This is a genomic window from Pseudomonas sp. LBUM920, assembly GCF_003852315.1.
Classification (GTDB): Bacteria; Pseudomonadota; Gammaproteobacteria; order Pseudomonadales; family Pseudomonadaceae; genus Aquipseudomonas.
Map to the genome: position 1 here is coordinate 1,413,218 of NZ_CP027762.1, position 21,306 is coordinate 1,434,523.

At 61.2% G+C, this 21,306-nt stretch carries 23 protein-coding genes; 16 read left to right on the forward strand and 7 right to left on the reverse strand.

Annotated elements, in window-relative coordinates:
- Positions 1 to 6 precede the first annotated feature (6 nt).
- From C4J83_RS06375 to C4J83_RS06395, 5 genes are all read left to right on the forward strand, one after another.
- A complete protein-coding gene (locus tag C4J83_RS06375; RefSeq protein WP_106577205.1) occupies positions 7 to 567 on the forward strand; it encodes a hypothetical protein in 561 nt (186 codons plus the stop codon).
- A 21-nt stretch (positions 568 to 588) separates the two neighbouring features.
- Positions 589 to 1,866: a flavohemoglobin expression-modulating QEGLA motif protein gene (locus C4J83_RS06380; protein ID WP_124416596.1), complete on the forward strand. Its 1,278-nt coding sequence runs from the start codon at positions 589 to 591 to the stop codon at positions 1,864 to 1,866.
- A gap of 112 nt (positions 1,867 to 1,978) precedes the next feature.
- Complete coding sequence (locus C4J83_RS06385; protein WP_124416597.1) at positions 1,979 to 2,884, forward strand: alpha/beta hydrolase; 906 nt, start codon at positions 1,979 to 1,981, stop codon at positions 2,882 to 2,884.
- The gene (locus C4J83_RS06390; RefSeq protein WP_106577202.1) at positions 2,881 to 3,207 is read left to right on the forward strand and encodes a PA3694 family proteiin; all 327 of its coding nucleotides are present in this window, start codon (positions 2,881 to 2,883) and stop codon (positions 3,205 to 3,207) included. The genes C4J83_RS06385 and C4J83_RS06390 overlap by 4 nt, the downstream gene beginning before the upstream one ends.
- A 125-nt stretch (positions 3,208 to 3,332) precedes the next feature.
- The gene (locus C4J83_RS06395) at positions 3,333 to 3,626 is read left to right on the forward strand and encodes a hypothetical protein (protein ID WP_106577201.1); all 294 of its coding nucleotides are present in this window, start codon (positions 3,333 to 3,335) and stop codon (positions 3,624 to 3,626) included.
- A gap of 50 nt (positions 3,627 to 3,676) precedes the next feature.
- On the opposite strand, the gene lptF is transcribed toward C4J83_RS06395, so the two are convergent.
- The 3 genes from lptF to C4J83_RS06410 all read right to left on the reverse strand — a co-directional run bounded on the left by lptF (position 3,677) and on the right by C4J83_RS06410 (position 5,570).
- Complete coding sequence (gene lptF, locus C4J83_RS06400) at positions 3,677 to 4,462, reverse strand: lipotoxin F family OmpA-related lipoprotein LptF (protein WP_106577200.1); 786 nt, start codon at positions 4,460 to 4,462, stop codon at positions 3,677 to 3,679.
- Positions 4,463 to 4,516: 54 nt separating this feature from the next.
- The gene (locus C4J83_RS06405) at positions 4,517 to 4,942 is read right to left on the reverse strand and encodes a DUF4398 domain-containing protein (protein ID WP_106577199.1); all 426 of its coding nucleotides are present in this window, start codon (positions 4,940 to 4,942) and stop codon (positions 4,517 to 4,519) included.
- Positions 4,943 to 5,225: 283 nt separating this feature from the next.
- On the reverse strand, positions 5,226 to 5,570 hold the full coding sequence (locus tag C4J83_RS06410; RefSeq protein ID WP_124416598.1) for a pilin assembly protein: 345 nt from the start codon (positions 5,568 to 5,570) through the stop codon (positions 5,226 to 5,228).
- Between the two features lie 184 nt (positions 5,571 to 5,754).
- Here C4J83_RS06410 and ppc point away from each other — a divergent pair, with 184 nt between their 5' ends.
- The 7 genes from ppc (at position 5,755) to C4J83_RS06445 (ending at position 12,997) form a co-directional block, all read left to right on the forward strand.
- Complete coding sequence (gene ppc / locus C4J83_RS06415; RefSeq protein ID WP_119738706.1) at positions 5,755 to 8,400, forward strand: phosphoenolpyruvate carboxylase; 2,646 nt, start codon at positions 5,755 to 5,757, stop codon at positions 8,398 to 8,400.
- Positions 8,401 to 8,680: 280 nt separating this feature from the next.
- On the forward strand, positions 8,681 to 9,328 hold the full coding sequence (adk, locus tag C4J83_RS06420; protein WP_106577196.1) for an adenylate kinase: 648 nt from the start codon (positions 8,681 to 8,683) through the stop codon (positions 9,326 to 9,328).
- A 90-nt stretch (positions 9,329 to 9,418) separates the two neighbouring features.
- Positions 9,419 to 10,105, forward strand: coding sequence for a tRNA (adenosine(37)-N6)-threonylcarbamoyltransferase complex dimerization subunit type 1 TsaB (gene tsaB, locus C4J83_RS06425; protein WP_124416599.1), 687 nt, complete (start codon positions 9,419 to 9,421; stop codon positions 10,103 to 10,105).
- A 160-nt stretch (positions 10,106 to 10,265) separates the two neighbouring features.
- Positions 10,266 to 10,580 (forward strand): hypothetical protein, encoded by a 315-nt coding sequence (locus C4J83_RS06430; protein ID WP_106577194.1) that lies wholly within the window; start codon positions 10,266 to 10,268, stop codon positions 10,578 to 10,580.
- A complete protein-coding gene (locus C4J83_RS06435) occupies positions 10,580 to 11,440 on the forward strand; it encodes a DUF72 domain-containing protein (RefSeq protein WP_124416600.1) in 861 nt (286 codons plus the stop codon). Before C4J83_RS06430 ends, C4J83_RS06435 begins: the two co-directional genes overlap by 1 nt.
- A 27-nt stretch (positions 11,441 to 11,467) precedes the next feature.
- Positions 11,468 to 12,295 carry an isocitrate lyase/PEP mutase family protein gene (locus C4J83_RS06440; protein ID WP_106577192.1) on the forward strand — a complete coding sequence of 276 codons (828 nt, stop codon included), beginning with the start codon at positions 11,468 to 11,470 and terminating at the stop codon, positions 12,293 to 12,295.
- A gap of 3 nt (positions 12,296 to 12,298) precedes the next feature.
- Positions 12,299 to 12,997, forward strand: coding sequence for an extensin-like domain-containing protein (locus tag C4J83_RS06445; RefSeq protein WP_124416601.1), 699 nt, complete (start codon positions 12,299 to 12,301; stop codon positions 12,995 to 12,997).
- A 3-nt stretch (positions 12,998 to 13,000) separates the two neighbouring features.
- Here the strand turns inward: C4J83_RS06445 and C4J83_RS06450 are convergent, their stop codons facing one another.
- Positions 13,001 to 13,621 carry an energy transducer TonB gene (locus tag C4J83_RS06450; protein ID WP_124416602.1) on the reverse strand — a complete coding sequence of 207 codons (621 nt, stop codon included), beginning with the start codon at positions 13,619 to 13,621 and terminating at the stop codon, positions 13,001 to 13,003.
- Between the two features lie 96 nt (positions 13,622 to 13,717).
- Between C4J83_RS06450 and C4J83_RS06455 the strand changes: the two genes are divergently transcribed.
- Positions 13,718 to 14,500, forward strand: a complete 783-nt coding sequence (locus tag C4J83_RS06455; RefSeq protein ID WP_119738720.1) for a class I SAM-dependent methyltransferase — start codon at positions 13,718 to 13,720, stop codon at positions 14,498 to 14,500.
- Between the two features lie 114 nt (positions 14,501 to 14,614).
- On the opposite strand, the gene C4J83_RS06460 is transcribed toward C4J83_RS06455, so the two are convergent.
- The gene (locus C4J83_RS06460; protein WP_124416603.1) at positions 14,615 to 15,250 is read right to left on the reverse strand and encodes a TetR/AcrR family transcriptional regulator; all 636 of its coding nucleotides are present in this window, start codon (positions 15,248 to 15,250) and stop codon (positions 14,615 to 14,617) included.
- 93 nt (positions 15,251 to 15,343) lie between these two features.
- Between C4J83_RS06460 and C4J83_RS06465 the strand changes: the two genes are divergently transcribed.
- From C4J83_RS06465 to C4J83_RS06475, 3 genes are read left to right on the forward strand one after another with little or no spacing between them, the layout of a single operon-like run.
- Entirely contained in the window at positions 15,344 to 16,447 is a 1,104-nt protein-coding gene (locus C4J83_RS06465; protein ID WP_124416604.1) for an efflux RND transporter periplasmic adaptor subunit, read from the forward strand.
- Positions 16,448 to 16,453: 6 nt separating this feature from the next.
- Positions 16,454 to 19,519, forward strand: coding sequence for an efflux RND transporter permease subunit (locus C4J83_RS06470; protein WP_124416605.1), 3,066 nt, complete (start codon positions 16,454 to 16,456; stop codon positions 19,517 to 19,519).
- Between the two features lie 2 nt (positions 19,520 to 19,521).
- On the forward strand, positions 19,522 to 20,118 hold the full coding sequence (locus C4J83_RS06475) for a LysE family translocator (protein WP_124416606.1): 597 nt from the start codon (positions 19,522 to 19,524) through the stop codon (positions 20,116 to 20,118).
- A gap of 65 nt (positions 20,119 to 20,183) precedes the next feature.
- Here C4J83_RS06475 and C4J83_RS06480 read toward each other — a convergent pair whose 3' ends face one another.
- Complete coding sequence (locus C4J83_RS06480; RefSeq protein WP_124416607.1) at positions 20,184 to 20,873, reverse strand: DUF4197 domain-containing protein; 690 nt, start codon at positions 20,871 to 20,873, stop codon at positions 20,184 to 20,186.
- A 29-nt stretch (positions 20,874 to 20,902) separates the two neighbouring features.
- Positions 20,903 to 21,298 (reverse strand): YbaY family lipoprotein, encoded by a 396-nt coding sequence (locus tag C4J83_RS06485; RefSeq protein WP_124416608.1) that lies wholly within the window; start codon positions 21,296 to 21,298, stop codon positions 20,903 to 20,905.
- Positions 21,299 to 21,306: the final 8 nt, after the last annotated feature.

The window sequence follows — 21,306 nt, forward strand, 5'->3', positions numbered from 1 at the left end:
TACGCAATGAAAGCCTGGCATGTCGCGCTAATCGCTTTGTCATTCCTGTTGCTCAGCGGTTGCCTGGTGACCTTCAAGGACCCGCTGCCAGCCCGTGAAGCCGCGCCGGCTGCCTTGCTCGGCCATTGGTCGAGCAAAAATGCCTGGGGCGAGCCGCTTAACCTGCAGATCACTCGGGTTGGTGAGCACCGCTACAAAGCCGTGAGCTACCCTAAAGCCAAGCCGGCCCAGCGCGATGAGTACCTGTTTACCGTGGCGCGCCATGGCAACCGCTGGTATTTGTCGGCGCCGTTGCCGGGCAAACTGGGTGGGCATTTCATCCTCGCCGGCTTCGACTTTGAAAGTGAGGGCGACAAAAAGCCTGAGTTGGTGGTCTACAACCTCGACCTTGAGCAGATCCACCAAGCCATCGGCCAAAACGTGTTGCACGGCAGCACCGTCGACACGGTCGAAGGCGCCGGCGTGCTGGTGGACAGCTCCATGGACCAGGTGTTTGCCTACCTGGATGACCCGGCCAATGCCGATGTGTTCGTTGAAGCCGTGCGCTACCAGCGCGCGGGCAAATAACGTTTAAAGAGGAAGCACCGGGTGGACGATTACCAGCAGACGATACGCACCTTGTCTGATCGCATTGTGCTGGCGCAAACACCGATTCGCGTCCTCGACGCCGTGAAGTGGGACGAGAACATTCGCCAGGGTTTCCTCAAGGCCAAGGGCAAGGCGATGCCGGCCGTGGACCGCGATTACTACCTGAACCGGCCACTGGCGTTCGATTCCAGCGCAGTCAAGCTGGAGTTCCAGAACATCGAGCGCGACATCACCCGTCGCCTCGGCCAATTCAGCCCGGTGGGGCAGATCATGCGGCGCATGTGCCGTGAATACCGCATGGTGGTGCGCATGCTCGAGGCGCGCGGCACCGAGGATTTCGGTCTGATCTCCCAGGAGCTGTATGGCGCCGCCTCCGATGCGTTCCACGCCGGCGACCCGACCCTGGCGGACCTGGGCTTGATGCTGTCTGACTATCTGAACAACATCGACGGCCGTGGCGACCTCAAGGACGAAGCCAAGACCCTTACCGCCAAGGATGCAGTGGCGTTGCTGCAAACCCGCCTGAACAAGGTGTTTGGCGAAGCGGAGGAAACCATCCGCGTGTTTGAGTCCGACGGGATTGTCGCGGACGCGGCGGCTGGCGCCGACTACATCAAGATCCGCGCCGATGCGATGTTCAACGACCGCGACGTGCGCGCCCTGGAAGTGCATGAAGGGCTGGTGCACGTCGGCACCACGCTCAACGGCCAGAACCAGCCGATCTGCACCTTCCTGTCCAAGGGGCCGCCGTCGTCCACGGTGACCCAGGAAGGCCTGGCGATTCTGATGGAGATCATTACCTTCGCCTCATACCCGAGCCGCTTGCGCAAGTTGACCAACCGCACCCGTGCCATCCATATGGTCGAGGAGGGCGCCGACTTCCTGCAGGTGTTCGAATTCTTCCGTGAGCAAGGCTTTGAGATGGCCGAAAGCTACGGCAATGCCAGTCGGGTTTTCCGCGGCTCGACGCCGACCGGTCTGCCGTTTACCAAGGATTTGTCCTACCTCAAGGGCTTTATCATGGTCTACAACTACATCCAGCTGGCCGTGCGCAAAGGCAAGCTGGAACAAGTGCCGCTGCTGTTCTGCGGCAAGACCACGCTGGAAGACATGCGCACCCTGCGCCAGTTGGTCGATGAAGGCCTGGTGGTGCCGCCCAAGTACCTGCCCGAGCAGTTTCGCGACATGAACGCGCTGGCGGCGTGGATGTGCTTCTCCAACTTCCTCAATCATTTGAGCCTGGACCGGATCGAGGCCGATTACTCGAATATCCTGTAGGCGATAGTCCTGAAAAACCGGATCAAAAGGTGGGAGCAGGCAGGCCAGCTCCCACCTTTGATCCCTATTGATCTCAAGATTGATTTCCAACCCACTTGCGAGGCTTCAACGGATGAGAATCCTCGGCATTCTTTGCCTGCTACTCACATTGAACGGCTGCAGCTCGCTGCTGTTCTACCCCGAACCCGGTCTGCCGTTCACGCCGGAAAAAGCCCATCTGCAGTACCGCGATGTCACCCTGACCACTGCCGACGGGGTAAAACTTCACGGCTGGTGGCTGCCAGCCAAATCCGGCGTGCCAGTCAAAGGCACGGTGCTGCACTTGCACGGCAACGGCGGCAACCTGGCGTGGCACCTCGGGGGCAGTTGGTGGCTGCCGGAGCAGGGCTATCAAGTGCTGCTGCTGGACTACCGCGGGTATGGTTTGTCGGAAGGCAAGCCGTCGTTGCCGGCGATCTACCAGGACATTGATGCGGCGTTCAACTGGATCGACAAGGCGCCTGAAACCCAGGGACGGCCGTTGATTGTGTTGGGCCAAAGCCTGGGTGGCGCACTCGCCGTGCATTACCTGGCGGCGCACCCGGAGCGCCAGCCGCAGCTCAAGGCGCTGGTATTGGACGGTGTGCCTGCCAGTTATCGTGACGTAGGACAATTCGCCCTGAGTACGTCCTGGATAACATGGCCGTTTCAAGTGCCCCTGTCGTGGCTGGTGCCCGACGCTGACAGTGCGATCAACGCCATGCCGCAACTGACCGGCGTGCCCAAGCTGCTGTTCCATAGCCTGGATGATCCGATCGTGCCGATGGCCAATGGCATTCGCCTGTATCAGGCCGCGCCGCCGCCCAGGGTGTTGCAGTTGACGCGTGGCGGCCATGTGCAGACATTTGCCGACAAGACCTGGCAAACCGTGATGCTGCGTTATCTGGACGACCCGCAGCACTTCAACGGCCTGCGCCGCCTGGGGGAAATCCCCAATTACCCGAACCCTAACGTTGATAGGTCAGAGAGCCCGCAATGAGCGAAGAACGCAACATGATCCCGCTGATCCTCACCGGCGTCGGCACCATCATCGGCACCGTCGGTTGCCTGTGGTACTACGGCTACCTGCACTTCGCCAAGCCGGAAGATGCGTTGCTGCTCAGCGACTTCACTTTGCTCAAGACCGTGCCGGGCGAGGATTACAAAATCTCCCTCACGCCGGCTGCGCAAGTGGCGCAGTGCGTCGACGGTGTGTTGGTGATGTTTGATACCGAACAAAAAGGCTTGAGCGGCGTGCTGGTGAACAACAAGAAGCAGGCCGTGCGCTGCATGGGCCAGGAGACGCCGCAACTGCAGGAGTGACCTGCGCTTCATCCCCGCCACATGATCACGGAAATATCTGGAACCGTATCGCGTAAGAAGCCACTGAATGACGTGTCAGTGTTGCTGATAGTTAATTTGCGTATATCGAATCCGGGAGAGTGATCATGGTTGGTGGAATTGGCGCGATCAGTAAGATGTTGGAAATGGCCCAGGGCGCAGCAAAGCTGGGGCAGGGCGGTGAAGACGGCGCCCAGGGCGGACAGGACGCCCAGAAGCAAGAGAAACAAGACCCGATGAAGATGCTCATGGACATGCTGTCGAAGGCAGCGGGTGGGGCTCAGGGCAGTGGCGCCGAAGACCAGAAAGGTCCGCAGGAGCTGGAGAAACTGATGGCGGGTCGACAAGGCATGGAGGCCATGATGCCCGCCGATGACAGCAGCCGTAAAATCGAAGTCTGAGGCATAAAAAAACCCACCGAAAGGTGGGTTTTTTTTACTGCTTCAATCGATCAATTAGCGACGGACGAACGTGGCTTGACCGGTTGGTTATCGTTGGAGATGGTCACTTCAACGCGACGGTTCATGGCACGGCCCGAGGCGCTGCCGTTGTCGGCAACCGGGTATTCCTTGCCGTAACCCTGGGTCACGATGCGCGAGATATCCACGCCTTGTTGAGCCAGTGCGCGCTGCACGGAAGCGGCACGACGCTCGGACAGGCTCTGGTTGTACGAGTCGGAGCCGGTGCTGTCGGTGTAGCCTTCGACGATCACTTTACGGTCCGGGTTGTCGCGCAGGAACTGCGCCAGCTTGGTGATGTTGACCAGGCCGCTGGACTTGAGGTCGGACTTGTTGGTGGCGAACAGCACGTCACCGAAGGTCACCAGGGTGCCGCGATCAGTTTGCTTGGCGTTCAAGCTGTCTTGCAGTTGCTTGATCTGGGCATCACGGGCTTGCAGCAGGGCGCGAGCACGTTCGTCACCAGCGTTTTTCAGCTTGGCTTCGGATTCACGCAGCACGATGGTGTCTTTGGCCACTTCAACGCGCTGGTTGGTCAGGTAGGCCAGTTGGTCGACCTTCTTCTCGTCTTCCTTGTCGCGGTAGGCCTTGTCAGCCTTGTCCAGCCAGTCGCTGGCGTCCTTGGTTTCCAGCGCCGCAAGCTTGGTGGCTTGTGGGTTGGTCTGCAGGGCCGAGAAATTGGTCCGTGCGTTTTCCAGGTTCGCGTTCGGCGGGGTGGAGCAGGCCGCCAGGGCAACGCTCATCGCCAGCAGGGCAGGGATCATCAATTGTTTACGCATAGTCGTGTCGTCCTTTCAATTCGATTTCGGGTGCAATGCAATCAGGGCGTTGGCTTATTGCTGTTGGATAACAGCTGGGCGCATGCCTTCCTGACGCAGCTCCTGAACAGCCTTCTGGGAGTCCTTCACAGCCTGTTGGGCTTTGGCGGCCTGGGCTTTGCGCTCTGCAACGCGAGCGTCCCACTCGGCTTGTTCGGCCAGCTGACGAGCCTTGTCGTAGTTCTTGTCATGCATGGCGATTTCGGCTTCTTTGAGCTTGTCCTGAGCCGACTTCATTTCCACGGCTGCGTACTCGGTGCCGCCGGCGCTCACAGCGCTGTTGACCGCAGATTGGGTCACGGCATATTGCTCAGTCGGTGGGTTGCCGGCGCAGCCCGCCAGAAGGAAGCTGGTGCCGATTGCCAGCGCGGCCAATTTAAGCCCGCGCAGGTGGTTAAACGAGGTTTTGGCAGTGCTGGTCTTCATCGTCTTCAACTCCATTGGGTAACTCCTGAAAAACATCAAAATCCATGGCACTGGTCAGCGGTTCGGGTCTCGGCGGTTAAGCTCGAAACACGCTTTCAAACGGCCGTTCCAAGTGATGGCTTACTGGCTGTGACCGGAGGCTTTTTTCAAAAGTTCAGAGAAGATGGCGAATTGCCTAAAAAAATATCTGACTGAATGGTCAGCGTTTAAAAGTTGGAACTTTTGCAACGCGCAGAGGTACTCCGAGCCCGTGAAAGGCCCGGAATACTTGGGTTAGATGAGGTTTTGCGGGCGTGTATCAGTGCTTTTTTTCTTCAGCACTGTCTGACAAATCATGCAGATAGCGCCGGGACAACGTGAGAAAGCGTGGCGTCGGGCCAACGTCTTCGTACAGAGGGTCACCCTCTTCGTCGGTGGCAATCACGTGCTGGCCCTTGACGTAGGGAAAGCTCGCTTCCAGCTCTTCAAGGGCGGCACCGATTAGCTCGCCGAGCAGTTCTTCGGTGTGGCGCTTGGGGTACATCTCGGCAATGGCGGCCAGCCGTGCAGCAGACTCCACATCCAGATGAATCGCGTATTCGGTCTTGGTCAAGCGACCCGTGGCATTCTCTTCCCAATGCTGGGCCAGTTCTCGAATCTTCATGGCAACCTCAATGAGCCCGCAGCAGCAGGCGGTGATGAGTGTCCGGCCGCCAGCGCGGATAACGCGGCGACTCACTGTTGAGACTAGCTGCAACGCACAAGGTTTAAAGTGTCTTGTCAGAAACCGACGCGGGCGGCACTCTGGAACACCTGCGCGTCCCGGATTTCTGGCTGGAGATTGGCTGATGAGTGATATCGATGCACGCTTGCGTGAGGATGTTCACCTGCTGGGTGAGCTGTTGGGCAACACCATTCGAGAGCAGTACGGCGACGACTTTCTCGACAAGATCGAGCAGATTCGCAAAGGCGCCAAGGCCGACCGCCGTGGAGCCGTCGCCGAACAAGCCGCGGGCGAGGAACTGAGCGCCAGCTTGAACCAATTGCAGGAAAACGAACTGCTGCCCGTGGCGCGGGCTTTCAACCAGTTCCTCAACCTGGCCAACATTGCCGAGCAATACCAACTGATCCACCGGCGCGATGAGTCGCAACCGGCACCGTTCGAATCCCGTGTGTTGCCCGAGCTGCTGGCCCGCCTGCAAAGCGAAGGTCACAGCAACGAGTCGCTGGCCCGCCAGTTGGCGCGGCTGGAGATTGAACTGGTCCTCACTGCCCACCCGACCGAAGTGGCGCGGCGCACCCTTATTCAGAAATACGATGCGATTGCCGCGCAACTGGCGCTGCAGGACCACCGAGACCTCACCAGTGCCGAGCGCGAACAGATCCGTGAACGCCTGCAACGACTGATCGCCGAAGCCTGGCACACCGAAGAAATCCGTCGCGTACGGCCCACCCCGGTGGACGAAGCAAAATGGGGCTTTGCGGTGATCGAGCATTCGCTGTGGCACGCCATCCCCAACTACTTGCGCAAAGCCGACCATGCCTTGCACGCCGCCACCGGCCTGCACCTGCCGCTGGAGGCGGCGCCGATTCGCTTTGCTTCGTGGATGGGCGGCGACCGTGACGGCAACCCGAATGTCACCGCGCCGGTGACCCGTGAAGTGCTGTTGCTGGCGCGCTGGATGGCGGCGGACTTGTACCTGCGCGACATTGATCACCTGGCGTCCGAGCTGTCGATGCAACAGGCCAGCCCGGCGCTGCAGGCCAAGGTGGGTGACAGCGTCGAGCCTTATCGCGCCTTGCTCAAGCAACTGCGCGAACGTCTGCGCGCCACGCGCCAATGGGCGCACACCTCGCTGACCGCCAACACCCCGGCGCCGGCCGAAGTGTTGCAGAACAACCGTGACCTGCTGGACCCGCTGGAGTTGTGTTATCAGTCGCTGCACGAGTGCGGCATGGGCGTGATCGCCGATGGCCCGTTGCTCGACTGCCTGCGCCGTGCGGTGACCTTTGGCCTGTTTTTGGTACGCCTGGACGTGCGCCAGGATTCCAGCCGGCATTCGTCGGCCATGACCGAAATCACCGATTACCTGGGCCTGGGTCGTTATGAAGACTGGGACGAAGAGGCGCGCATCAGTTTCCTGACCCAGGAGCTGACCAATCGCCGACCGCTGCTGCCGGGCTACTTCAAACCGTCGGCGGACACGGCCGAGGTGTTGAACACCTGCAAGGAAATCGCCGCCGCGCCGGCTGCGTCGCTGGGCTCGTATGTCATCTCGATGGCAGGCGCCGCCTCCGATGTGCTGGCGGTGCAGCTGCTGCTTAAAGAGTCGGGCGTGCAGCGGCCGATGCGAGTGGTGCCGCTGTTCGAAACCCTGGCCGACCTGGATAACGCCGGGCCGGTGATGGAAACCCTGCTGCAATTGCCGGGCTATCGCGCGCGGTTGCAAGGCCCGCAGGAAGTCATGATTGGCTACTCGGACTCCGCCAAGGATGCCGGCACCACTGCCGCCGCCTGGGCACAGTACCGGGCACAGGAACGTTTGGTGGATATCTGCCGCGAACAACAGGTGGAGTTGCTGTTGTTCCACGGTCGCGGCGGCACCGTCGGCCGTGGCGGCGGCCCGGCGCATGCGGCGATCCTGTCGCAGCCGCCGGGCTCGGTGGCGGGGCGTTTCCGTACCACCGAGCAAGGCGAAATGATCCGCTTCAAGTTCGGCTTGCCGGACATCGCTGAGCAGAACCTCAACCTCTACCTGGCCGCCGTATTGGAAGCCACGCTGTTGCCACCGCCACCACCGGAGCCTGCCTGGCGCCATTTGATGGATGAATTGGCAGCAGACGGTGTCAGCGCCTACCGCGCCGTGGTGCGGGAAAATCCGCAGTTCGTCGAGTACTTCCGCCAGTCCACGCCAGAGCAGGAGCTTGGCCGCTTGCCGCTCGGCAGTCGCCCGGCCAAGCGCCGCGCGGGCGGGATCGAAAGCCTGCGGGCCATTCCATGGATCTTCGGCTGGACCCAAACCCGCCTGATGCTGCCTGCGTGGCTCGGTTGGGAGGCAGCACTGAGCAAGGCCCTGGAGCGTGGTGAAGGCGAGTTGCTGGGGCAGATGCGCGAGCAATGGCCGTTCTTCCGCACGCGCATCGACATGCTGGAGATGGTGCTGGCCAAGGCCGATGCCGATATTGCCCGCCTGTATGACGAGCGTCTGGTGCAACCGGACCTGCTGCCGTTGGGTGCGCACTTACGCGACCTATTGTCGCAGGCGTGCAGCGTGGTGCTTGGCCTGACTGGCCAGTCGCAACTGCTGGCCCATAGCCCGGACACACTTGAGTTCATCCGTCTGCGCAACACCTACCTCGACCCGTTGCACTTGTTGCAGGCCGAGTTGCTGGCGCGCTCACGTGAGCAGGAGGCCGCACAGGACAGCCCTCTGGAACAGGCGCTGCTGGTGTCTGTGGCCGGTATTGCCGCCGGTTTGCGCAACACCGGTTAAGGTTTTCTGCGTGTTCTCAACGGCTTGCAGATAAACCATGACGACCGCCCCGAAAAGGGCGGTCGGCGTTTGCGGGGCAAGGTTGCACTCAGGCACACCCGACCTGTGACGCATGCCGGGCGTGGGTTCCTGCGACTTTCGGCGGCTTGTATGGATAGAGCCCGCTGTGTATCTTGATCAGCCTTTGGCCGTTTCATCGGCCTAGACCCATATTTTTACGAGATTGGCCCCACGCGGCGAATCCGAGCGTCATCTCTATAAAAAATTGAGGAGCACATCGATGCGCGTCATTCTGCTGGGAGCTCCCGGGGCCGGTAAAGGTACTCAGGCAAAGTTCATCACTGAAAAATTCGGCATTCCACAAATCTCCACCGGCGACATGCTGCGCGCGGCCGTCAAGGCCGGCACCGAGCTGGGCCTGATCGCAAAAAGCGTGATGGACAGCGGCGGCCTGGTTTCCGATGACCTGATCATCAACCTGGTCAAGGAACGCATCAGCCAGGAAGACTGCAAGAACGGCTTCCTGTTCGACGGTTTCCCACGCACCATTCCTCAGGCCGAAGCCTTGGTGAAAGCCGGCGTAGAGCTGGATGCCGTGGTTGAAATCGCAGTTGAAGACGAAGAAATCGTCCAGCGTATCGCTGGCCGTCGTGTTCACGAGGCCTCGGGCCGCGTTTACCACATCGTCTACAACCCGCCTAAAGTGGCTGGCAAGGACGATGTCACCGGCGATGACCTGGTGCAGCGTAAAGACGACACTGAAGAAACCGTGCGTCATCGCCTGTCGGTCTACCATTCGCAGACCAAGCCGCTGGTGGATTTCTACCAGAAGTTGTCTGCCGCCCACGGCAAGCCGAAGTACAGCCATATCCCTGGCGTCGGCTCCGTAGAAGCCATCACCGCCAAGGTGCTGCAAGCGTTGAGCTGATCCATCGATCGGCTTCACTGACAACGGCCCGCTTGCGGGCCGTTGTTGTTTATACTGGCGCACTTTTTTTCGACTTGGACACCTACACCCATGAGCACCCTGCTGGCCCTGGACACCGCGACTGAAGCTTGCTCCGTTGCCTTGCTGCACGATGGCAAGGTAACGAGCCACTACGAGGTGATCCCGCGCCTGCATGCGCAGAAGCTGTTGCCGATGATCAAGCAGCTGCTTGAGGACGCGGGCACCACGCTCTCTGCCGTCGACGCCATTGCCTTTGGCCGTGGCCCGGGTGCGTTCACCGGTGTGCGGATTGCCATCGGCGTGGTCCAGGGCCTGGCCTTTGCGTTGGAGCGTCCGGTATTGCCGGTCTCCAACCTGGCAGTGCTGGCCCAGCGCGCCTTGCGTGAACACGGCGCTTCGCAAGTGGCGGCCGCCATCGATGCGCGCATGGACGAAGTGTATTGGGGGTGCTACCGCGAAAGCGCTGGTGAAATGCGCCTGGTGGGCGTGGAAGCGGTGCAATCGCCGCAGTCCTCTGTGTTGCCGGCCGATGCCAGCGGTGACTGGTTCGGTGCCGGCACTGGCTGGGGTTATGGCGAGCGCATTGGCGTGAAACTGGCGGGCCAGGACGCTGGGATGTTGCCTCATGCCCAGGACTTGCTGACGCTGGCACGCTTCGCTTTCGAGCGTGGCGAAGCGATTCCGGCTGATCAGGCGGCGCCGGTCTACCTGCGCGATAAGGTCGCGCAGACCAAGGCTGAACGCGGGATTATTTGACGTCAAAAATGATGGAGATGTGGGGCAAATTTCGCCAATCGTCAGAATTTGCCCGCGTTTTTAAACCTTTTACAAATTATGTGTTCTAGTTATCACCAGAGCATTTGCGCACCACGGAAAGTGCCGCTAAATTGCCATCATTGATACCGAGTCTGCATGTATGCGTATAGACGGCTTCTCCTCACAGTCCTACCCCCTCAAACGTAAGCCGCGCAAGGCGAACGTGACGGTAGACGATTCCGTCGAGGATTCGCCGGACTTCATCGAGGTCCAATCCGAGTCGCATGCCAGTTCTCATTCCAGCGCCCAAGGTTCAGCCGGCGCGCGTATCAGCGGTCTTCCCGCGCGTCAGCAAGACATGGTCTTCCCTCGCTCCATGAGCAAAAGCGTTGCTACCGCCCTGGCCAGCTACCTGACCACTGCCGGCTTTGTCGAATGGGATATGGAAGTGCTGGGTCTCGACATCCATATCTGATGCGTCTGCCTTACTTTATCGGTTGCCCGTCCTGGAGTGAAAACGCCTGGCGCGAGTACCTGTACCCAGCCGACGCCCGCGCCAGCGATTACCTTTCGCTGTATACCCAAGTCTTCAACGCCGTTGAAGGCAACACCACGTTTTATGCCCGACCCTCGGCCGCCACCGTGCAGCGCTGGGCTGAAATCATGCCCGCGGATTTTCGCTTCACCGCCAAATTCCCCGGCGACATCAGCCACAGTGGCGACCTGCTTGAACAGTTGCCGGCAGCGCAAGGTTTTGTCGGCTTGATGAGCCCATTGGGTGAGCGTGTTGCGCCGCTGTGGTTACAACTGCCGGCGAGCTTTTCGCCACAACGCCTCGGTGAACTGGCCGGTTTTATTGATGGACTGGAACGCCCGCTGGCGGTGGAAGTGCGCCATCAGGCGTTCTTCGCCAAGGGCGATGACGAGCGCAGCCTCAACCGTCTGCTGCGTGACCGTGGCGTCGAGCGGATCTGCCTCGACCCGCGTGCTTTGTTCAGTTGCACCTCTACCTCAGCCGCCGTGCTGCACGCCCAGTCGAAGAAACCCAAGGTGCCGCCGCGCCCGGCGGCGCTGACGCTGTTTCCCCAAGTACGCTTCATTGGTCATCCGGAGCTGGAAGCCAACGACCCGTTCCTGGTGCCGTGGGTGGAAAAAGTCGCCACTTGGATCGAGGAAGGGCGCACGCCGTATGTATTTCTGCACACCTCGGATAACCGCCTCGCCGCGCAACTGGCGCTGCGTTTTCATCAGCAGATGATGGCGCGTTTGCCGGGCCTGCCGCCGCTGCCGACTTTGCATCGAGAACCCGCAGCGGAACAACTGGGGTTACTCTAAGGCTCCTTTTTCCGCCAGGAGTCAGACATGGATGCCCAAACCCTTCGCGCCGAAACCTTCAAAGCCTTGCACGAGCGTGACCGCGCGTTCGTGATGCCCAACCCGTGGGATGCCGGCTCGGCCATCATGCTCGCCAGCCTGGGTTTTGAAGCCCTGGCCACCACCAGCGCGGGTTACGCATTCAGCCTGGGTCGGCCGGATGCGGAAGGTGCGTTGTCGCTGGAGGACACGCTGGGCAATGCGTCAGCCATCGTTCGGGCGACGGCACTGCCGGTGGCGGCCGATCTGGAAAACGGTTTCAGCGATACCCCCGAAGGCTGCGCCCAGACCATCCTGCGCGCGGCCGCCACGGGCATCGTCGGTGGCTCCATCGAAGACGCCACAGGCATTGCCGTCGACCCGATCTATCCTTTTGATTTGTCTGTTGAGCGCGTCGAAGCGGCGGTTGCGGCTGCCCGAAGCCTGCCATTTGCGTTCACCCTGACGGCCCGCGCCGAAAACCTCCTGCATGGTCGCCTGGATTTGCCTGACACCATTCGCCGCCTGCAGGCCTACGCCGAGGCGGGTGCGGATGTGCTCTATGCGCCGGCGCTGCGCAGTGCCGAGGACGTGTTGGCGGTGGTCAGGGCGGTCGCGCCCAAACCGGTGAATGTGTTGATGTCCGGGGGCTTGAACCTCAGCGTTGCGCAGTTGAGCGAGATGGGCGTGCGCCGCATCAGTGTCGGCTCGGCCATGGCGCTGGCGGCGTATGGCGAGTTCTACCGCGCCGCGCAGGAGGTCTACCAGTTGGGCACCTTTACCTTCACCGAGCGCAAGATGCCATTCAGCCAGGCCAACCAATTCTTCAAGGGCTGAGCCGTGCGTTTTCTCAACGTGTGCGGTGCGCTGCTGTTGCTGGCGGGTGTGTTTGCAGCGGGCGTGTGGCGTGGCTGGGTGCCGTTGCCTGCCGAGTGGAACCCCTGGGCGCCGCTGGACGTGCGTGCCAAGCCGAACCTGCTCACGCGCTTCAAGCTCGGCCGCCTGCAGGATGATCCAGCGCTGTGCGATCAGGTGCTGAAAACCTCGGGCTTGCGCGTCAGCCATCAGGCTGACAGCCCGGCTGATGCCGCGTGCCCGTTGCGCAATGTCTTGCGCGTACAAGGCGCTGACGTGGCCCTGAGCAGCAGCTTTCTGGCCAGTTGCCCACTGGCGGTGGCCTTTGCCCTGTTCGAACGCCACAGCCTGCAACCTGCGGCGCAGGCGGTGTTTGGCCAGGCGGTGACGCGGGTCGATCACTTGGGCAGCTTCGCCTGTCGCAACCTGTATAACCGCGCAGAGGGGCGGCTCAGTCAGCACGCCTCGGCCAATGCACTGGATATCGCCGGCTTTCGCCTGGCAGATGGGCGCAGCATCAATGTGCTCAAGGATTGGCCGGGGACGGGCGACAGCGCGCGGTTTTTGCGCCAGGTGCGCGATGGCGCCTGCGATGATTTCAATGGGGTGTTGAGCCCGGACTACAACGCTGCTCATCGCAACCATTTCCATCTGGACATGGGGCGTTGGGGAGTGTGTCGCTGAGCGTCAGGCGGCCAGGCGCAGGTTGTTGAGGATCAATGGGCGTGCCCAGTGGGAGTCAAAGTCGAGCGCTTTCTGTTGCGCCACCAGCTCTTCCATTGGATAAGGCGCGGCGGGCGGCGGCAGCAAGTCTAGTTCGAGCTCGGCGATGGGCAGGTGCAGCGGTTGAGGTTCCGGCGCCGGGCCAGGCTCAGGCAGCGGCTGGCCGGCACTCAGCACGAGCGGGCGTACCCAACCACTTTCGAAGTTCTGCTGGCGCTGTTGGGCAACGATTTCTTGCGCCGGGAACGGCGTAGCGGGTGGCGGCAGCAACTCGGTTTCGAATTCGGCGATCGGCAGGAACAGCGGTTCTGGCGGGGCGATCTCGGTGTCTTTCACCTCGCATTCACGCTGGGTGAGGATCTGCGACAGCAGGTCGGCGCCTTCGCTGGGTTCTACCGCCGGGTCTCTGGGAGCCGATGCCTTGGCGGCGCGCGCGTCCGGCGTGTCGCCGAGCTGCTCGGCCAGCGCCCGGGCGAAGAAGTCCTGCCACACATGACTCACCCCGGCCAGCGCTTGAGTATTGCGCAGGCCGTAGTGGTTGTGGGTCGGCAGTACACCGATGGTTAGGGGAAGAATGTCTGACATTTTTCTCGGTCGACGCTCAGCTCTGGCAAAATACCTGACTGTTGTTTTTATCGGCCGCTGTTTGCCGATCCTTAATATTTTTGAGCGTAGCGATTGATGAGCGAACAACCAGCGGCCAGCCGCATTCGGGTCGAGGCTTTGGCCGAAGGTTTTCAGGCGCGTGCCGAGCAGTGGGCGTCGCAGCTCGGCCTGCCTGTGCAGCTGGAGGAGGCGGATTTTGCCCTGCAAGTGGGCGAGCACGGCTTGCAACTGCAACAGCTCGGGCCTGATGCGCCGGGGCCGGTGCGCGTGGATTTTGTCGAAGGTGGCGCGGCGCACCGGCGTCTCTACGGCGGTGGCAGCGGGCAGATGATCGCCAAGGCTGTGGGCATCGCTCAAGGCGTGCGCCCACGCGTGCTGGATGCCACGGCGGGGCTGGGCAAGGACGCGTTCGTGCTGGCCAGCCTGGGTTGCGAGATGAGCCTGATCGAGCGCCAGCCGCTGATCGGCGCCTTGCTCGAAGACGGCCTGGCCCGTGGCGCGGATGACTTTGAAGTGGCGCCGATTATGGCGCGCATGAAGTTGCTCAAGGGCAACTCCATCGACGTGATGCGCAATTGGGAAGGTGAGCCGCCGCAGGTGATCTACTTGGACCCGATGTTCCCTCACCGTGAGAAAACCGCGCTGGTAAAGAAGGAAATGCGCCTGTTCCGGCCGTTGGTGGGCGATGATCCGGACGCGCCGGCTTTACTCGCCGCGGCGTTGGCATTGGCCAGTCACCGCGTGGTGGTCAAGCGTCCCCGCAAGGCGCCGTGTATTGAAGGGCCAAAGCCTAGCCATGCGCTGGATGGCAAGTCGAGCCGGTATGACATTTATCCCAAGAAAGCGCTCAAGCCCTAAATTTTCATTGGTTTGCCGGGCCTCTTCGCGAGCCAGCCCGCTCCCACATTTGGCATGCATTCCAAGGTGGGAGCGGGCTTGCTCGCGAAAAGGTCTTTCAAGGCGCTGCAAGGCTCAGGGCCGATAAGCCCGCATAAACAACCCCACTACCTCCTGCACATGCGCCTCGGCGGCTTCTTCGCTCAGTTGCTCGCCGCAGCCATACAGCAAGCAGAAATTCGCCGTGCCCTTGAGCAGGCAAAAGAAGTGCTCGGCCGCCGTAAACGGTTTGTCGATGCTCAGGGCGCCGCTCTGGTGGATGCGGCTGAGCAGGCGCTCCATGCCCTGCAGCATGCGCATGGGCCCGGCTTCAAAGAAGATCTGTGACAGTTTCACGTCCTGATTGCCGGTGGTCATCATCAGGCGATGCAGGTTCACCGACTCCTCGCTGTTGATCAGCCGATGAAAGCCCCGTGCGATGTTCAGCAGCACGGTGTCCACCGGCATGCCGGCGGGCAGCTCGAAATACATCACCGGCAGCTGCTCTTCGCATTTGGCCACGACGGCGGCGGTGAACAGCGTCTCTTTGTCGGTGAAGTGGCTGTAGACCGTCAGTTTCGACACGCCGGCCTCCATTGCCACGGCATCCATGCTGGTGCTGGCGTAGCCATTGCTCAAAAACAGATTTTTCGCCGCGTCGAGGATTGCCTGGCGTTTTGCCATGTCCTTGGGACGCCCGGGGCTATTGGTGTTTACAGGATTGTCGGACATTTTCACCTTTAATACTGGACTGGTGAGTTTGGTATTAATAACATACCGGCCAGTATAATTATTCCAAGCTCCATTTGCGAAAGGTCCTTCAGCATGCGCAGCACTTTCCTGCCCCTTGCGTTGCCTGTCAGCCTGATCTTCCTGTTGGCCGCCTGCGGCCATGAAGAAGCGGCCCAAACCGCCCCCCGTCCAGCCATGGTGGTGCAACCGCAGCCCTCGGCGCAGGCGATGGACAGCTTTCCAGGCGAGGTACGTGCCCGTTATGAACCGGACCTGGCCTTTCGCATTGGCGGCAAAGTCAGTAAGCGCCTGGTGGAGGAGGGCGAGCGGGTCAAGGCCAACCAACCGCTGGCCGAACTCGATCCGCAGGACGTACGCCTGCAACTGGAAGCCACGCGCGCCCAAGTGGCCGCCGCCGAAGCCAACCTGAGCCTGGTGCGCGCCGAGCGAGATCGCTACAAGACCCTGATGGACCGTCAGATGGTCAGCCGTTCTCAGTACGACAATTCCGAAAACCTCTACAGATCCGGTGAAGCACGCCTCAAGCAGATCAAGGCCGAGTTCGACGTGTCCAGCAATCAGGCCGGTTACGCCGTGCTGCGCGCCCCCCAGGACGGTGTGGTCGCCAAGCGCGCGGTGGAAGTTGGCCAAGTGGTGTCTGCCGGCCAAACCGTCTTCACGCTGGCCGCCGATGGCGAGCGCGAAGTGCTGATCAGCCTGCCGGAGCAAGGTTTCGGCCGGTTCAAGATCGGCCAGCCGGTGTCGGTTGAGTTGTGGAGCCAGCCCGACCAACGTTTTGCCGGGCGTATCCGTGAACTGTCGCCCGCTGCCGATCCAAAATCGCGCACCTTTGCCGCCCGCGTTGCCTTCACCGGCGGCAAAGTCCCGGCCGAACTGGGCCAGAGCGCCCGCGTATTCATACAGGCTGACGGCGTGATTGCGCTGGCGGTGCCGCTGTCAGCGCTGAGTGCAGAGAATGGCGCGTCCTACGTCTGGTTGGTGCAACCAGACAACACGGTCAAGCGCACGCCGGTGCGGATCGGCGCCTTTGGTGAAAAAACCGTGCCGGTACTGGAAGGCCTGGCCCCCACCGACTGGGTGATTGCGGCCGGCGTGCATGTGCTCCATGAGGGCCAGCAGGTGCGCCCGGTGGATCGCTCCAACCGCGCGGTGAATCTGGCGGCCAACAAGGAGTAGTCCCCGATGGGTTTCAATCTTTCCGAATGGGCGTTGCGTAATCGCCAGATCGTACTGTTCCTGATGATCCTGCTGGCGGTCGTCGGTACGCTGTCCTACACCAAGCTGGGGCAAAGCGAGGACCCGCCGTTTACCTTCAAGGCCATGGTGATCAAGACCAACTGGCCTGGAGCCACGGCCCAGGAAGTCTCGCGCCAAGTCACCGAGCGTATCGAGAAAAAGCTCATGGAGACCGGCGACTATGAGCGCATCGTTTCTTTCTCGCGCCCCGGTGAATCCCAAGTCACTTTTATAGCGCGCGACGCAATGCACTCGGCGCAGATTCCGGACTTGTGGTACCAGGTGCGCAAAAAGATCAGCGACATTCGCCAGACCTTGCCGCCGGATATTCAGGGGCCGTTTTTCAACGATGAATTCGGCACCACCTTCGGCAATATCTACGCGTTGACCGGTGACGGTTTCGACTACGCCGTGCTCAAGGACTACGCCGACCGCATCCAGATTCAACTGCAACGTGTGCCGGATGTGGGCAAGGTCGAACTGCTCGGCCTGCAGGACGAAAAAATCTGGATTGAATTATCCAACCTCAAGCTCGCCACCCTCGGCCTGCCATTGGCCGCCGTGCAGCAGGCGTTGCAGGAGCAGAACGCCGTCTCTACCGCCGGCTTCTTCGAAACCCCGACCGAGCGTGTGCAGTTGCGTGTGTCCGGCAACTTCAAGACGGTGGAGGAAATCCGCAATTTCCCGATTCGCGTCGGTGACCGTACCTTTCGCATTGGCGACGTGGCCGGTATCCACCGGGGTTTCAACGACCCACCGGCACCGCGCATGCGCTACATGGGCGCGGACGCCATCGGGCTGGCCGTGGCCATGCGTGACGGCGGCGACATTCTGGTATTGGGCAAGGCCCTCGAAGGTGAATTCGCACGCCTGCAGAAGAACCTTCCGGCAGGCATGGAGCTGCGCAAGGTGTCGGACCAACCGGCCGCGGTGAAAACCAGCGTCGGCGAATTCGTCCAGGTACTCGCCGAAGCACTGGCGATCGTGTTGCTGGTGAGCTTCTTCTCCCTCGGTGTGCGCACCGGCATGGTGGTGGCCCTGGCGATTCCGCTGGTGTTGGCTATGACATTCGCCACCATGTATTACCTGGGCATCGGCTTGCACAAGATTTCCCTCGGCGCATTGGTCCTGGCCCTGGGCCTGCTGGTCGACGACGCGATCATCGCCGTGGAAATGATGGCGATCAAAATGGAGCAGGGCTACGACCGGCTCAAGGCCGCGAGCTTCGCCTGGACCAGCACTGCGTTCCCGATGCTCACCGGTACGTTGATCACCGCTGCAGGGTTTCTGCCGATTGCCACCGCGCAATCGAGCACCGGTGAATACACCCGCTCGATTTTCCAGGTCGTGACCATCGCACTGCTGGCCTCATGGGTGGCCGCCGTGGTGTTTGTGCCGTACCTGGGGGAAAAACTCCTGCCGGATCTGGCGAAAATTCATGCTGCCAAGCACGGCACCGATGGGCCCGATCCCTACGGCACACCGTTCTATCAGCGTGTACGACGTTTGGTTGAATGGTGTGTGCGTCGGCGTAAAACCGTGATCGTGCTGACGTTGCTGTTGTTTATCGGCTCGGTCGCGCTGTTCCGCTTTGTGCCGCAACAGTTCTTCCCGGCCTCCGGCCGCCTGGAGCTGATGGTCGATCTCAAGCTGGCTGAAGGGGCTTCCCTGAGCAACACCGCCGAGCAGGTCAAACGCCTGGAGGCGCTGCTCAAGGAACACGCTGGCATCGACAACTATGTGGCCTATGTCGGCACCGGTTCGCCGCGCTTCTACCTGCCGCTGGACCAGCAATTGCCGGCCGCGAGCTTCGCGCAATTTGTGGTGCTGGCCAAGACCATCGAAGAGCGTGAAAGCCTGCGCACCTGGCTGATCGAAACCCTCGACGAGCAATTCCCCGAACTGCGTTCGCGGGTCACACGCCTGGAGAACGGTCCGCCGGTGGGTTACCCGGTGCAGTTTCGCGTGACTGGCGAACACATCGAAGAGGTCCGTGCCCTGGCCCGCAAAGTAGCGGCCAAGGTTCGTGAAAATACCCACGTGGTCAATGTGCACCTGGACTGGGAAGAGCCGAGCAAAATCGTCTACCTCAATATCGATCAGGACCGCGCCCGCGCCCTTGGTGTGAGCACCGCCAACGTGTCGAAATTCCTGCAGAGTTCGCTGACCGGTGCAAGCGTCAGCCAGTACCGCGAGGACAACGAGTTGATCGAAATCCTCCTGCGCGGCACCGTGCACGAGCGCACCGAGTTGGCGTTGTTGCCAAGCCTGGCCGTGCCGACCGACAACGGCAAAAGCGTTGCGCTGTCGCAGATAGCCACCCTCGAATATGGCTTCGAAGAGGGCATTATCTGGCACCGTAACCGCCTGCCGACGGTGACTGTGCGCGCCGACATCTATGGCAAGGAACAACCGGCGACCCTGGTCCAGCAGATCCTGCCGACCCTTGAAGGTGTGCGCGCCGAACTGCCGGAAGGTTACTTGCTGGAGGTTGGCGGCACGGTTGAAGACTCCGCGCGTGGCCAGAATTCGGTCAAGGCCGGGGTACCGCTGTTTATCGTGGTGGTCCTGACCTTGCTGATGCTGCAACTGCGCAGCTTCTCACGCACTGCGATGGTGTTTCTGACGGCACCGCTGGGCCTTATCGGCGTGACCTTGTTTCTGCTGGTGTTCCGCCAGCCGTTCGGGTTTGTCGCCATGCTCGGGACCATCGCCTTGTCGGGCATGATCATGCGCAACTCGGTGATCCTGGTTGATCAGATCGAGCAAGACATCAAGGCTGGCCTGATACCCTGGCAAGCGATCATTGAAGCGACCGTGCGACGCTTCCGCCCGATTGTGCTGACGGCGCTCGCGGCGGTGTTGGCCATGATTCCACTGTCACGCAGCGTGTTCTTCGGGCCGATGGCCGTGGCGATCATGGGCGGGTTGATTGTGGCGACGGCGTTGACCCTGTTGTTCCTGCCGGCCCTGTATGCTGCGTGGTTCCGAGTGAGGAAGGACGTCGCGTAATCATGCTGGCCACTGTTTCAGCCTTAATGTTGTTGCTGCTTGCCCCTGGCCCGACCAACACCCTGTTGTTTCGTGCCGGGGTGTTGTTCGGGTACCGGGCGTCGTGGACGCTGGCGCTGGTCGAGTGCATGGCGTACCTGTTGCAGGTCTCGGTGTGGGGCGTGGCGTGGCTGTATCTGGCGGCGCATTCGCCGTGGGCGTTGAAAACCACGCAACTGGCGGCGGGCTGCTACCTGCTGTATGTCTCATTCAAGCTGTGGCAACGCAAACACAGCGCCATCGATTCGATCCGTGACCGCTTCTCTGGCCTGTATTTTTTCTGGCTCACTGTGATGAATCCCAAAGGCCTGTTGATCGTTTCGTTCATCGCCCCGATCAGCGCATTTGCATCGTTGCAAGGCTATGCCGGGTTCATGGCCACGCTGGCATTGGTGGTGGTGCCGGTGGGGTCTGCCTGGATCGTGCTGGGCAGCCGCTTTGAAGGGGTTCAGAAGACGTGGCTCACGCCACTGAAGATCAACCGCGCGGCATCCGTGGCGATTTGTTGTTTTGCCACGCTCATGCTTGGGCGGTTGGCGCAGGCGGTTATCCAGGGCTGAAACAACGGCGCCAAGGCCCGTGAACAGCGGCCTTGGCGCAGGTGTCGAAGGTTTACTGCGAGCGGTTACAGCGCGCCGAATACCTTCTTCGCCAGGCTGGTGGCAGCCGCGGCGGGGTTCTTGCGGATGGTTTCTTCCTGCTGCGCGATCATCTTGAACAGGCCGTCCAGCGCCTGTTCGGTCACGTAGCTTTCGACGTTGGCACTTTTGGCATCAACCGCGCCGAATGCTGCGGCCTTGCCGGCCAGGGCGTTGTATTGCTGGGCGACGCCGACCTTGTCGGTGGCGGCCTTGACGATCGGCAGGAACTTGGCACGAATCTCTTCGCGGCTGCTTTTGTTCAGGTATTGAGTGGCCGAGTCCTGGCCACCGGTGAGGATGCCCTTGGCGTCGGTCACGCTCATGTTCTTCACCGCATTGACCAGGATCGGCTGAGCCTGGGTCACGGCGGTTTCTGCCGCTTGGTTCATGCTGGTTTCGAGCTGCGTGACCTGATCACCCATGCCGAACATTTTCAGCTTGTCGGCGACTTTACCGAGTTTGCCGGGCAGGCCGATTTTCACTTGCGGGTTGTTGCTGAAGCCACCGGGTGCGCCCAGTTGTTTCACGGCGATCTGTGCACCTTGGGTCAGTGCATCCTTGAGGCCGCCGCTGGCGTCGCCCTGGGACAGGCTGCCAAGTGACACCGCCATGGCGTTGGCGCCAAGCAGCAGGCCGGCGCACAGGGCAGTGAGGCGAAGAGAATTACGGAGCATGGGCGCTTCCTTTTTTAAGCTGGGAATAATCAGTGTGCGACCGCATCAACCCGCAGACGCAGGGGCTGTGGGTCTTGGCCGTTGAGTTGCACGGCGTGCCGCTCGGTGGTGATAAACAGTAGCTTGCCATCCAGCTCGATGCGAGCGCTGACCGAGTACGTGTTCCCCGGCTTGATCTGGGCCGGGTCGTAGCTCAGGTGAAACGGCAGCGGCACCTGGCCTTTGACCGGGCCTTTCTGCTCGGCGAGGGTCACGGCCGGAGCGTCCATCAAGGACACGTCCTGCAGGCTGACGCTCAAGGTGGCGGCGGGCGGCAGCGCGATACGTTGCAGGTAGAACACTTCGCCGTCGAGGCTGGCCTTGGGGGTCATGGATTGGCAGGCTCCGAGCAGGGCAGTCAGCCCCAGGAGGATGATCTTTTTCATGGTACAGC